The organism is Pseudomonas sp. 10B238 (assembly GCF_000970615.1).
Taxonomy (GTDB): Bacteria; Pseudomonadota; Gammaproteobacteria; order Pseudomonadales; family Pseudomonadaceae; genus Stutzerimonas.
Window position 1 is genome coordinate 14,421 of sequence record NZ_KQ033931.1, and the last position, 12,879, is coordinate 27,299.

Below are 12,879 nucleotides of genomic sequence, written 5' to 3' on the forward strand. Positions count from 1 at the left end.
GCTAATTGCCGTACAGCCCATCGCTGCGGCTTGCACGCGATGGGCTTCGGAGTGCAATTACTCGCGGATCGTATCGGGTGGGGGCCGCGTCCCGGCGAGCCCCGCCCTTAAATTTCAGCCGAAGCTGATCAGTATCCGCGCTGGATGTCGATCACGCCGCTGATAGATCGCCCGTCTTCCAGCGCAACGATCTTGTCCGCGATCTGGGCGATGGTCGCTTCGCGCAGGGTTCGCGCCGAGACATGCGGAGTGATAGTGACCTGTGGCATCTGCCAGAACGGATGCGACGACGGCAGCGGTTCTTCCCGGAACACGTCGAGCACTGCACGGGTCACCTTGCCCTCTTCGATGGCACGGCAAAGATCCTCGTCGACCAGATGCTCGCCGCGCCCAACATTGATCACCACTGCGTCAGGCCTTAGCCGCGACAGCAGCGAGTGGTCAATCAGATCGCGCGTACTGTCGGTCAGCGGCAGCGTGTTGACCAACACACGCGTTTCAGCGAGGAAGTCATCGAGTTCCACCTCGCCAGCAAAACTGCGCACTCCGTCTATGCCATGTGCGGAACGCGACCATCCCCTAACCGGGTAATCCAGCGTCGCCAGCGTCTTGGCGACCCGCTGGCCGATATGCCCGAGCCCGAGCACACCGATCGGCCACTCGCTGCGCTCGATGGGCCGCCGTAACTTCCACTGTCCGGCCGCCTGCTGCTCACGATAGGCGTCCATGTCGCGACTGATGCCTATCACGTGATAGGCAACGTACTCCGCCATCTGCACCGCCATACCGGCATCTTCCAGGCGCACTATCGGGATATCGCGCGGCAGGTTAGGTATCCGCACCAACGCATCCACGCCTGCGCCAAGGTTGAACACTGCCTTCAGTTGCGGCTCCTTGTCGAACAGCGTCGCGGGCGGATGCCAGACGATGGCGTAGTCAGCGGCGCAACTCGGATTGTCCGGCTGCCAGACCTGGATTTCGGCGTCTGGCAGGTGTTGCTGGATCAGGCTGGTCCAACGCTCGGGCTTGGGGTCGGCAGCGACGAAGAGGATTTTCATGGTCACTCAGCTTTATTCCTTGGAAGACGTCCGGAGCGCGCTAGCGTAGCGCTATATCGCATAGACATGACCATTGGCTTCCAGCAGACGCAACAATGCGGGCCAGGTCAGTTTGGCGGCGCTACCCAGCTCGGCCGATTGCTGGCGAGTCGTCTCGATGGCAGCCGCTGAAGGCATATGGGTCGGGCCGCAGGCCTGAGCGCGCACCTGAATCTCGCAGGCCTTCATCAGAAAATAGAGGTAGGTGAAGGCTTCGGCGACCGTGCCGCCTGCCGTCAGCACGCCGTGGTTGCGCAGCATCATCATTCGCTTGTCACCGAGGTCGCGGATCAGCCGCTCGCGCTCACTCAGGTCCAGCGCGACGCCTTCGTACTCGTGATAACAGAGGTGATCGAGGCAGAGCATGGCCGTCTGGCTCAGCGGCAGGAGCCCATCGCGATGCGCCGAAACCGCGACGCCGTCGGCGGCATGAAGGTGCATGACCGCGCCCGCATCTTCGCGGCCCATGTGTACCGCGCTGTGGATGGTGAAACCGGCCGGGTTGACCCGATGCAGGCTGCCGCTCTGAACGATCTGCCCCTCCTGATCGACCTTGACCAGCGACGAGGCGGTGATCTCCTGAAACAGCAGACCGTAGGGGTTGATCAGAAAATGGTGTTCCGGCCCGGGTACGCGGGCGGAGAGATGGGTGAACACCAGGTCATCCCAGCCAAAATGCGCGACCAGTCGATAGGCCGCCGCCAGATCCTTGCGCACCTGCCATTCGGCTTCCCGGTTCGTAGCGGTTGAATCTTGCATAGCATCTGCTCCGTTGATTTCGAAGGCGCCAGCCGGCGCGTGGCCTTGCAATGGCTTCGCTGCCGTCAGGCCTGCTCGGTGCTGGCGGCGTGTTTGCGGTTTTCTTCTTCCTGCAGTGCACGCCACATGAGCTTGCCCGTGGAGGACCGCGGCAACGATGCGACGAACTCCACGTAGACCGGCGCCTTGTACGCCGCCATTTCCGCCTTGCACCAGTCGATGATGTCCTGCTCGCTGACCTGCCCGGCCTGCCCATCGCGCAGCACGACGCATGCCTTGACCGTCTCACCGCGCTTGGGGTCGGGCCGCGAGATCACGCAGCACTCCTGGATCGCCGGGTGGCGATACATCAGGCTTTCCACTTCCGACGGCCAGACTTTGAAGCCGGACGCATTGATCATCCGCTTGACCCGGTCTACCAGGAAGAAATAGCCCTCTTCATCGTAGTAGCCCATGTCGCCGGTGCGGAAAAACCTGTGGCCGTCCAGTTCGATGAAAGCGCGCTCGGTCTCTTCCGGACGGTTCCAGTAACCTTGGAACAGCTGCGGCCCACGGCTGATGATTTCGCCTACTTCATCTGGGCCAAGCTCTTGCCCGGTATTCAGATCGATGACGCGGCTGTCGACGTCGAATACCGGAATCCCGAGGCACTGCGCCTTGGGTCGCGGCACCGGGTTGATATGGGTGGCCGCGATGGTTTCGGAAAGCCCATAGCCTTCGATGTAACGTAGGCCGGTAAGCCGATGCAGCTTCTCCTCAACCGCCTTGGGCATCGCGGCGCCACCGCCGCCGACGCTGACCAGGCTGGACAGGTTGTAGCGCTCCAGGTCCGGATCGGAGAGAAAGTCGATGGCCATCGTGGCGATATTCACCCAGCCGGTCACGGCGTGGCGCTCGATCAGTTGGGCCGCAACCTTGCGGTCCCAGCGGGTCATGATCACGGCGGTGCCGCCGTTGTAGATCGGCCCGCTCATGGCGCCCTGCATGCCCGTGACATGAAAGTACGGCAGTGTCGCGAGGATTACCGATTCGCTGGTGCTGTTGGTCCAGATGATGCGATGGATGATGGTCGCCATCGCCGAACGATGGGTATGCATGCAGCCCTTGGGCGCGCCAGTGGTGCCGGAGCTGTAAGGGAACACACAGAGATCGTCCGGACCGGCCGTGTGCGGACCGGGTGCGTGGCCGGCCGCGATAGCCTCGCGCCAGGCGGTGCCGCCTGAGAACGTCGGCGCGGCGACGGGCGCCTGCACTTCGGCCGGCAGCGCCAGGTCGGTGGGCTGGCGGACATACTCCGAATAGGCCGCAACGATTACCTGACGCAGCTGCGCCGTGCCGACCAGCGGTGCGATGAAGCCGGTCAGCTCCTGTCCGCAAATACATACGGCCGCGCCCGTGTCGTGCAGGTAGTGCTCCAGCTCGGCGCTGTGGTTCATCGGGTTTACCGGGATCACCACGGCATCCGCGCGCAGAATCGCATAATAGGCGATGGTGAATTGCGGGGAGTTCTGCATGTACAGCAGTACCCGATCGCCTTTTTCCACGCCCAGATGCTGAAGGTAACCGGCCAGCGCCTCCACCTCGCGCAGGAGTTCGGTATAGGTGATCAGGGTGTCGTAATAGACGATGGCTGGCTTGTCGGGAAAACGCCGCGCTGAGATCTCGAGATTAGTGAACAGGCTGGTTTCCGGCACGCTCAGGTGCTTGGGCAGATCGTCAGGCCAGACCGCATGATGACGAGTGAACATTACAGAACTCCTGAATCGCAATTGTTGGCCAGATCGGCCACAGCCCATTCTTCGCCCCATTCGAGCCAGGCACGGGTTTCGCGCAGCGGGGTGATGGCGATGCGCTTCTCGCGCAGCGCTGCGACGTCGAGTTCGGGGTCCGTGAGGTGAGCCGATGAGTGCTCGAAGCCAAGCCACCAGTACGGCAAGCCTCGCCCGTCATGGCCCGCCTGCAAACGCGGCCGGGTGATCGAGCCATGGGACTGACGGGTCATTCGCAGATGGCTGACAAGGTCAGCCGAGCACGCCGGGAAATTCACGTTCCAGCAGCAGCCGTTCTCTTCGCGACGTGCCCACAGCGCACGGATGGTGGCCGCGGCGTAGCGCTCGACGCTTGACCAGTCGATGGCGGTTCGATCAAGGAAGGCCTGGCTCAGACCGATAGCCGGCACCCCCAGCAGATCAGCACTGAGCACCGCGCCAAGGGTGCCGGAATAAGGCACCGAGTCGCCGATGTTCGCCCCGCTGTTGACGCCGGACAGCACCAGATCAGGCGGCGCGTCCTGCAGCCATTCGGCCATGGCAAACATCACGCAGTCCGACGGCGTGCCGGAGACGGCGAAGCGGCGTTCACCGTGGTGGTACACCCGCAACGGCGCATGCACCGAAATGCCCTGGCCCGTGCCGCTCTGGTCGTGCTCGGGTGCGACCACCCAGACTTCCTCGGCCAGTTGCGCGGCAATTCGCTCGAGCAGTGCCAAACCCGGCGCGGCGATACCGTCGTCATTGGTCAGAAGAACGCGCCGTAATAATGGGTTGCTCATGCCACCACCCCGCTATTGCCACGCTGGGCGATCCGCCAGCCCGCCTCAGCCAAGAGACCGGCACGCTGGCCAACCTGCAACGCATCGGCATTGCTGGCATTGCCCTGCAGGGCTCGCGCGTACACGCCCTGCAGGATCGCCGCGAGCCGGAACAGTGAAAACGCCACGAACACATGCCAGTCGTCGATGCCGTCACGCCCGCTCTTCAGGCAATACCGTTGCAGCACCTCGTGCTCTGACGGAATACCCTGCGCCCGCAGATCGATGCCAATCAGACCACGCAAACCGTCGACGCCGGCTGGCAGGTGATACGGCAGGCAGAAGTAGGCGAGATCCGCCAGCGGATGGCCGACGGTGGACAGCTCCCAATCCAGAATCGCCGCGACCTTCGCCTCGCCCGGCGCGAAGATCAGATTGCCGAGGCGGTAGTCACCGTGGGCAATGGCGCATTCGTCATGCTGCGGGACCTGCTCCGGCAGCCATTGCATCAGATGTTCCATCGCCGGCATGTCGCCGGTGCGAGACGCCTGATACTGACCGGACCAACGTTTCACCTGACGGGCGAAATAGCCCTGAGCCTTGCCGAAATCGCTCAACCCCGCCGCTTCAACGTCGACCTGATGCAGCGCGGCCAGCGTATCGATAGCAGCCAGGTGGATCGATTGGCGTTCGGCGACCGGCAATTCGTCCAGGGCCGGGTGACTAAAGATTCGTCCTTCAATATGGTCCATTACGTAGAACGCGGTGCCGATGATGCTTTCGTCTTCGCACAGCAGATGCACAGAGGGCACCGGCACGCTGCTGTGTTCGGAGAGCGCGCGGATCACCTTGTATTCGCGTTCGACCATATGCGCCGAGGGCAGCACCTTGCCCGGCGGTTTCTTGCGCAGCACGTAACGGCGCCCGGCGCTTTCCAGAAGATAGGTGGGGTTGGACTGGCCGCCCTGAAACTGGCGGACCAGTAGATCGCCAGCCATCTGCGGCAGATGCTCGCGCAGGTATCGAGCCAGGGCCGCCTCGTCGAATCGATGCGCCGGCAGCACGTCGATCAGCTCGGGTTCGTTCATCGTTGCGCCCTCAACATGCGGTTTCGCCACCATCGGCGACGATCACCTGCCCAGTGATATAGGCGCTGGCGGGCGCGGCCAGGAAGACCGCGAGACCGGCGATGTCCACCGGCTCACCGATACGGCGCAGCGGTGTCTTTTCGGCGGCGCGGCGAACCCGCTCCGGATCATCGAGCAATGCCTTGGCGAAATCGGTACGCACCAGCCCCGGCGCGATGGCGTTGACGCGGATGCCCTTTGGCCCCCACTCCGCCGCCAGGTTACGCGCCAGTGCCGCTTCGGCTGCTTTGGATACGCCGTAGGTGCCGATCACCGTATTGCCGCGCAATCCCGCAATGCTGGAAAGCATGATGACCGCGCCTTCGCCACGCTCGGCCATTTGCGGCAGCACCATGTTGGACAGCCAGAAGGTGCCCTTGACGTTGGTGTCCATGATCTTGTCCCAGGCGTCGTCGGTCAGCTCGCTGGTGGGACCGTAAACCGGGTTGGTAGCCGCGTTGCAGACCAGCACGTCTATGCGCCCCCAGGTCTGCAAAGTGGTGTCGACCAGCCGTTGCAGGTCTTCCTTGCGCCCCACGTGGCAGGGCACGGCGATGGCCTCGAAGCCAGCCGCGTTCAGCTCGGCAGCAACGGCCTCGCAGGCGTCGGCCTTGCGGCTGGAAATCACCACCCGCGCGCCGCAACGGGCCATTTCTCCGGCAATGGAGCGACCGATACCGCGAGTGGAACCCGTGATCAGCGCCACCTTTCCAGACAGGTCGAATAAGGGATTGGTCATCGGACGGCATCCTTCTTGTTGTTTTGGTGGAGGCTCAGCGCTTGCTGGCGTAGTTCTTCAGTTCCAGTTTGGCAATGGTGTCCAGGTGCACCTCGTCCGGGCCGTCGGCCAGCCGCAGGGTTCGTTGGTGCGCCCAGGCTGCTGCCAGGAAGCTGTCCTGGCAGACACCCTTGGCGCCATGGACCTGAATCGCGCGGTCCAGCACGCGCAGCGCCATGCTCGGTGCGGCGGCCTTGATCATCGCGATCTCCTGACGCGCCACCTTGTTGCCAACGGTGTCCATCATGCGTGCCGCCTTCAGCGTCAGCAGGCGAGTCTGTTCGATTTCGATACGGGACCGGGCGATGTCCTTGCGGATCGAGTCGAAGTCAGCCAGCGGCTTACCAAACGCGACACGCGAATGCACTCGCTCGCACATGGCTTGCAAGGCCCGCTCGGCTACGCCGATGGTGCGCATGCAATGGTGGATGCGCCCTGGGCCGAGCCGCCCTTGGGCGATTTCGAAGCCGCGGCCCTCGCCGAGCAGCATGTTGCTGGCAGGCACCCGGACATTGTTGTAATGGATTTCAGCATGGCCATGAGGCGCGTGGTCGTAACCGAACACGTGGAGCGCACGGACGATCTCGACGCCAGGCGTATCCAGCGGTACGAGGATCATCGACTGTTGCCGGTGCCGCTCGGCCGAGGGATCGGTCTTGCCCATGACGATGGCTATCTTGCAGGTGGTAGTCATCGCGCCCGACGACCACCACTTCTGCCCATTGATCACATACTCGTCGCCTTCACGGCGAATCTCGCAGGCGATATTGGTCGCGTCGGATGACGCAACCTCGGGTTCGGTCATGGAGAAGCAGGAGCGAATCTCGCCATTGAGCAACGGCTTGAGCCACTGTTCCTGCTGCTCGGGCGTGCCGTAGCGCGCCAGGACTTCCATGTTGCCGGTATCCGGCGCTGAGCAGTTGAACACCTCGGCGGCGACATGGGAGCGGCCCATGATTTCGCAGAGGTGCGCATACTCGAAATTGGTCAGTCCGGCGCCGTGTTCGCTTTCCGGCAGGAACAGATTCCACAAACCTTGCGCTCGGGCCTTGAGCTTCAATTCCTCGAGGATCGGCGGTGGTGCCCAGCGGTTGCTGGCGGTGGCGACCTGCTCGTGAAAGACGTGTTCGTTCGGGTAGATATGTTCATCCATGAACGCCGTGAGTTGCTGCTGGAGTTCCAGCGCCTTGCCGGTCAGTTCATACATCGCCGTCTTCCTTCTTGTTGTTGGGCACGAGGAAATCCACAGGCACGCCTTGCGCCTGTTCGCTGCCAGAGCGTAGCCGGAAGGTCGCCTCGCCAATCGCCAGCAGGCGATCGTCCGCGTCGCGCACCTCACCCGAGCTATTGAAAATGCGTGTCCCACCGGCCCGTCGCCGACCAATGGCGCGTATCACACCGCCCGAGCATTGGCCGGTGAAGGTGGTGTTGAGCACCAGGGTGATGGCCTTGCGAACGCGTCCCGGATAAGGGCAATAGGTGCCAGCCTCCGCGAGCACCACATCCAGCAGCGCAGTCATCACGCCGCCATGAAGCACGCCGGCCATATTCAGATGGCAGGCCTGCACATCGAGCTCGATCACGGCTTCGTCTTCGGTCCAGGACACCTGACGATAGCCAAGCACTTGATGAAAGCCAGGCAGGTCGCTGCCTCCACTGATGGGCAAATGATTGGTCCGGCTGTCGTCGACCGGCAGCTCCGTTTCCTGCCCTTTCATCGCGTCACTACCGCATAGCCGTAGGCAGCTGCAGAACCGGAGCGTGGACCTTGCGTCTGGGTGTCTCTTGCGTCGAGGCGCATGGCGAGTCCTCTCGATTGTTTTTGTGGGGAGTCCTCTTCTTTTTGAAGCTGGCATGCTTGAAACATTGCGTCAATTCGGAATCCAGTTCCATCAGGCAGAATTATGATGCCCCACAAACAGAACCGTCTAAGCTCAACCTTTGCTGGACAGGCAACGATTAGCCAGTCGCAGGACGCCGAACTCTTTATCGAGAAAGGCCGCGATAGCCTTCTGCTAGCGCTTGAAAAAGCCCCGCGCTATGTTAGCTTTCGATCAGCTCTGCAAAAGTCAGTTCTGCTGTGCGAAACAAGCATGCGACGCACGTGATACAAAGATGGCCTCAGCCAGACAATTACAACAAGAGGACGCGTTATGAAATCCATGCTCAAAAAGCTACTCGTTCCCGCCGGTCTGGTAGCACTGGCGGTTTCCGCCATGGCTCCGCAGATGGCGGCCGCACAAGACGTCACCAAATGGCGCGTGCAATCGCATTGGCCGAGTGCCAGCAGTTCCTATCAAGACAGCCTCGTCAGACTCAAAAACGAAATCGAGCGGCGCACCGATGGTCGTCTGGAGTTGCAACTGTTCGAGTCCGGCGCGCTGTTCAAGCCGCAGGAAACCTTCAATGCCGTCAGCCGCGGTATCGTCCAGATGGGCACCATCTCCCCCGGTTACGCACAGGACAAGATGACGCTCGCCGGTATCGCCTCCGGCCTGCCCTTCGCTTTCCAGAATGTCTGGGAGGCTGCGTACTTCCATAAGCAGATGGGCTTCGAGGACATGCTTCGTGAAGAAGCCGCGCAACACGGCGTGTACTGGTCGACCGACAAGGTCTACCCAACTGAAATGGTGGTGAAGAAGCCGATCAACAGCTGGGAGGATTTCACCAAGCTGAAGATTCGTTCATCCGGTGCGCTGCAGAAGTTTCTCGACGAGGCTGGTGCTTCGACCACCTATCTGCCTGGCGGCGAACTGTACCCGGCGCTCGATACCGGCGTAGTTGACGGTGCCCATTGGGGTGCCGTGCAAGGTGCCGCCAGCATGAGCTTCTACGAAGTGGCGAAGAATCACGTGCGGCCAGCACTGAACATCGCCGGCACAGATGTGATCATCATCAGCCAGAAAGCGCTGGACAAGCTGTCCGAGCGCGACCAGGAGATCGTCAAACAGATCCTCGATGAGCAGTTCTGGTATCGCACCAACGAGTATCTGTATCAGGAACAGATCGCCCTGCAGAAAGCCATCAAGGAACAGGGCGTAACGGTCAACGTATTGCCGGAAGACGTTCAGGCTCGGCTCCGCGAAGTTGCGAAGAAGACCTGGGAAGAAGAAGGCAAACGCAGTGACAAGTCGGCCGAAGCCCTGCAAAAGCTCAAGACTTTCCTCAGTGACCTCGGCTACCAGTAAACCCCTCGCCTGACCCATCCTCGGCGCGATCACGCGCCGGGGGTGCGATTCGCTCAATCCTTGCTCGTGGGGCCTGTCATGCGCCTGATTCATGCCTACATCAACGGCATCACCCGGCTCAACGAATTCATTGGCCGCTGGGTGGCCTATCTGATCTTCCTGATTTTCATGCTGCTGCTGCTCGAAGTCTTCATGCGCTATCTGTTCTCGAGCCCGACCTCCTGGACCAACGAACTCGGACAGATGCTGTTCGGGGCCTATGTCGTGCTGTCTGGCGGCTATGTCATGGCGCACCGGGACCACGTCAATGTGGATTTGCTCTACGCCTCCTTCGGTCCGCGCACACGCGCTTGGGTCGATATCTTCACCTCAAGCATGTTTTTTTTGTTCATGGCTGCACTGCTGTATTTCGGCAGCTCTATGGCCTGGGAGTCGGTTCAAGGGATGGAAACCTCCTACTCCGCCTGGAATCCGCCGGTCTGGCCGATCAAGGCGATGATCCCACTGGGCACCTTGCTGTTGTTGCTGCAGGGGATCGCCAAGCTGCTGCAGGACATCCTTATTGCGCTAGGACATGAATCACCCAGCAACACCAGTCACGCGGGGGATGCGCAATGAGCATCGAAATCACCACGCTGCTGTTCTTCCTGACACTGGTCTTCTTTCTGGTACTCGGCTTGCCGCTGGCCTTTGTGTTGGGCGGTGTCTCGGTGCTGTTCCTTTACTTCACCTGGGGCGTTGACGCCTTCTATATGGTCGCCTCGCAGATGTGGGGCACCATGGAAAGCTTCACGCTGGTCGCCATTCCGCTCTTCGTATTCATGGCCATGCTGCTCGAACGAACCGGCGTAGCACGCGACCTCTATCGCATGATGCACCTGTGGTGCGGCGGCATGCGTGGCGGGCTGGCAATCGGCACGCTGGGGATCTGCGCGGTGTTCGGTGCCATGGTCGGTATCAGCGGCGCGGCGGTCGTGGCGATGGGCACCATTGCCTTGCCTGCGATGCTCGAACGCGGCTACGACAAACGAATGGTGCTCGGCTGCATCAACACCGGCGGCGGCTGGGGCATCCTGATTCCACCAAGCATCATGATGATCCTTTACGCGATGATCAGCGGCCAGTCGGTCGGCAAGATGTTCGCGGCAGGCGTCTTGCCGGGTCTGCTACTGGTCGCGCTGACCGTTACCTACGTGCTGGTGCGCTCGTTCCTGCAGCCCCATCTGGCACCCGCACTGCCTAAGGAAGAGCGAGGCAGTTGGGGCGACAAGCTGCGCGCGATACGTGCAGTGCTGCTGCCCATCGGCATCGTCGTCATGGTGCTCGGCTCGATCATTGGCGGCTTGACGACCCCGACCGAGGCAGCCGCAATGGGTGTATTCGGCGCGCTGATCTCCGCTGCCGTCTACCGCAAGCTGAACTGGCCGGTCCTGCAGGAAGCCGCCATTCGCACGTTCAAACTGACCGGCATGATCGCCTGGATCCTGTTCGCCGCCCACGCGTTCAGCTCGGCCTATCAGGGCATGGGCGCGCAGTCGCTGATCGAAGGGCTGATGATGGATCTGCCTGGGGGCCGCTGGGCCATCATCATCGTCATGATGGCGATCGTCTTTGTCATGGGCATGCTGCTCGACCCCGTCGGCATCATGCTGATCACACTGCCGGTATTCCTGCCAATCGTCGCTTCACTCGGCTTCGATCCGATCTGGTTCGGCGTGCTGTTCGTGATCAACATGGAAATCGGCTACATGACGCCACCGTTCGGGTTCAACCTGTTCTACCTCAAAGGCATCGTGCCGCCCGGCATCACCATGAAAGACATCTACTGGTCGGTCATACCCTTCGTGATCGTCAACATCATTGGCATGGGCATCATCATGCTATTCCCGGAGATCGCAACCTACCTGCCGAATACGCTGTTCTGACGACGGGTCGCTGAAACGAAAAAGCCGGAGCGAAAGCTCCGGCTTTTTTGTGCGCTCCGGTCAGATGATATTGGCGTAATCCGCTTCGATCCGATCCAGGCTCAGGTGATTGAGGAAGTTGGAAAAACACATCCAGGCCGACAGCGCATTCAGGTCCTGAAACTGTTGTGGCAGATACTTGGGCGGCACCACCATGCCCTCCTCGACCAACTGGCGCAGGGTGCGCATGTCTTCCAGCGTGGTCTTGCCACAGAACAGCAGCGGAATCTGCTCCAGCTTGCCCTTGCGCACCGCCAGCTGGATGTAGTTGTAGATCATGATGAAGCCCTTGAGATAGGACAGGTCCTTGGTGAAGGGCAAGCCATCGGGCGTCGACCCGCGGAAGACGCGGCTGGCATTGCCGTAGCTGTCTTCCTCCGAATAACCCTGCTCACGGAAGAAGCCGAACACATCCAGAAAATCCGCGCCCTCTTCGGCCATGTGGATGGCGCGGGTGCGGTTGGTGAGCTTGCGCAGGCGGGTCGGGTAAGACGCGAATGCGATGACTTCCATCAGGATTGCGAGGCCTTCCTGGGTCACCGTCGACGACGGCGGCCCCTTGGCGAGGAAGGTGCAGATCGGCTGGTTTTGCCCGTTGAGCGTGGTGCCGACATGCACCAGCCCCTCGTGGACCTCCAGCGCACGCACGTCGCGTTCGTTGAACATCGCATCGCTGCGGATTTTGATGTAATCGGCGCCAGCGGCGGCATCGGCGAGGATGCCGTCGGACTCGAACACCCGGATCACGCCCTCGCCTTCACCGAACACCAAGTCCAGGCGACGCTGGAGCATGTCCACCGCCTGCGGGGCGTTGAGCGTTTTGGCTTCGTCTTTCAGGTCGCCGCGGTCGGCGATATTGTTCAGGTAATCGGAAAGCATCAGCCCGAGGTCGGCGAGCGTCGGATCACCGGCATGGAAGGCGTCCGAAGCGGCACCATAAAGCTCTTGGGAAATCAGGCCGAAATCGGCGGTGCCGCGGGCCTCGAGCATGCGGATCACCATGCGGTATTCCTTGCACATGCGTCGCATGATCTGCCCGACCGGGTTGAATTGCCCCAGCTGACGGGTGATGTCGCGCTCGATGTTCTGGAACTCTTCCTTCTTGGCGCTGGAATCGAAGCCCAGCGGACGGCCCTCGTAGTAGGCGCGGTCGACCTTGGGCAGCTCACGGCCGCCGGCGGCGAAAAAGCCCTGGCGGACGTTATCGTCCCACTTCACCGCATCGAGCACCCGCACCGGGGTTTGCGCCTCGACGATGCGATCGGACAGGCCGCGCACCGTGAGTTGGTATTCATCCAGGTTGTTGCGGGTATTCATCCGTACCTCGTCAGTGATGAGCCGTCGCCTTCAAGTTATACACCAGCGGGCCATGGCAATCCGTGCCCGGTTCGCGAACGGCCCGCTAAGCGTATGGAAGTGTGTCGGCGGACATCGAC

General features: G+C 61.5%; 12 protein-coding genes. 3 read left to right on the forward strand and 9 right to left on the reverse strand.

Annotation, left to right across the window (positions count from 1 at the left end; all coding sequences use genetic code 11):
* Positions 1–128: 128 nt before the first annotated feature.
* From RT21_RS08585 to RT21_RS08620, 8 genes are all read right to left on the reverse strand, one after another.
* Positions 129–1,058, reverse strand: a complete 930-nt coding sequence (locus RT21_RS08585; protein WP_046162415.1) for a 2-hydroxyacid dehydrogenase — start codon at positions 1,056–1,058, stop codon at positions 129–131.
* A 51-nt stretch (positions 1,059–1,109) separates the two neighbouring features.
* Positions 1,110–1,856, reverse strand: a complete 747-nt coding sequence (locus RT21_RS08590) for a class II aldolase/adducin family protein (RefSeq protein ID WP_045425379.1) — start codon at positions 1,854–1,856, stop codon at positions 1,110–1,112.
* 65 nt (positions 1,857–1,921) lie between these two features.
* Positions 1,922–3,604 (reverse strand): long-chain fatty acid--CoA ligase, encoded by a 1,683-nt coding sequence (locus RT21_RS08595; RefSeq protein ID WP_046162416.1) that lies wholly within the window; start codon positions 3,602–3,604, stop codon positions 1,922–1,924.
* The gene (gene surE / locus RT21_RS08600) at positions 3,604–4,407 is read right to left on the reverse strand and encodes a 5'/3'-nucleotidase SurE (protein ID WP_046162417.1); all 804 of its coding nucleotides are present in this window, start codon (positions 4,405–4,407) and stop codon (positions 3,604–3,606) included. Before surE ends, RT21_RS08595 begins: the two co-directional genes overlap by 1 nt.
* Complete coding sequence (locus RT21_RS08605; protein WP_046162418.1) at positions 4,404–5,474, reverse strand: phosphotransferase; 1,071 nt, start codon at positions 5,472–5,474, stop codon at positions 4,404–4,406. The genes surE and RT21_RS08605 overlap by 4 nt, the downstream gene beginning before the upstream one ends.
* A 10-nt stretch (positions 5,475–5,484) precedes the next feature.
* The gene (locus RT21_RS08610) at positions 5,485–6,252 is read right to left on the reverse strand and encodes an SDR family NAD(P)-dependent oxidoreductase (RefSeq protein WP_046162419.1); all 768 of its coding nucleotides are present in this window, start codon (positions 6,250–6,252) and stop codon (positions 5,485–5,487) included.
* 34 nt (positions 6,253–6,286) lie between these two features.
* Positions 6,287–7,498: an acyl-CoA dehydrogenase family protein gene (locus RT21_RS08615; protein WP_046162420.1), complete on the reverse strand. Its 1,212-nt coding sequence runs from the start codon at positions 7,496–7,498 to the stop codon at positions 6,287–6,289.
* Positions 7,491–8,009 (reverse strand): PaaI family thioesterase, encoded by a 519-nt coding sequence (locus RT21_RS08620; protein ID WP_046162421.1) that lies wholly within the window; start codon positions 8,007–8,009, stop codon positions 7,491–7,493. Before RT21_RS08620 ends, RT21_RS08615 begins: the two co-directional genes overlap by 8 nt.
* 435 nt (positions 8,010–8,444) lie before the next feature.
* On the opposite strand from RT21_RS08620, the gene dctP reads away from it, so the two are divergent.
* The 3 genes from dctP (at position 8,445) to RT21_RS08635 (ending at position 11,404) form a co-directional block, all read left to right on the forward strand.
* Entirely contained in the window at positions 8,445–9,479 is a 1,035-nt protein-coding gene (dctP, locus tag RT21_RS08625; RefSeq protein WP_045425362.1) for a TRAP transporter substrate-binding protein DctP, read from the forward strand.
* Positions 9,480–9,557: 78 nt separating this feature from the next.
* Positions 9,558–10,097 carry a TRAP transporter small permease subunit gene (locus tag RT21_RS08630; RefSeq protein WP_046162422.1) on the forward strand — a complete coding sequence of 180 codons (540 nt, stop codon included), beginning with the start codon at positions 9,558–9,560 and terminating at the stop codon, positions 10,095–10,097.
* The gene (locus RT21_RS08635; protein WP_045425356.1) at positions 10,094–11,404 is read left to right on the forward strand and encodes a TRAP transporter large permease; all 1,311 of its coding nucleotides are present in this window, start codon (positions 10,094–10,096) and stop codon (positions 11,402–11,404) included. Before RT21_RS08630 ends, RT21_RS08635 begins: the two co-directional genes overlap by 4 nt.
* Before the next feature lie 60 nt (positions 11,405–11,464).
* On the opposite strand, the gene RT21_RS08640 is transcribed toward RT21_RS08635, so the two are convergent.
* The gene (locus tag RT21_RS08640) at positions 11,465–12,760 is read right to left on the reverse strand and encodes a flavohemoglobin expression-modulating QEGLA motif protein (protein WP_046162423.1); all 1,296 of its coding nucleotides are present in this window, start codon (positions 12,758–12,760) and stop codon (positions 11,465–11,467) included.
* Between the last annotated feature and the right edge of the window lie 119 nt (positions 12,761–12,879).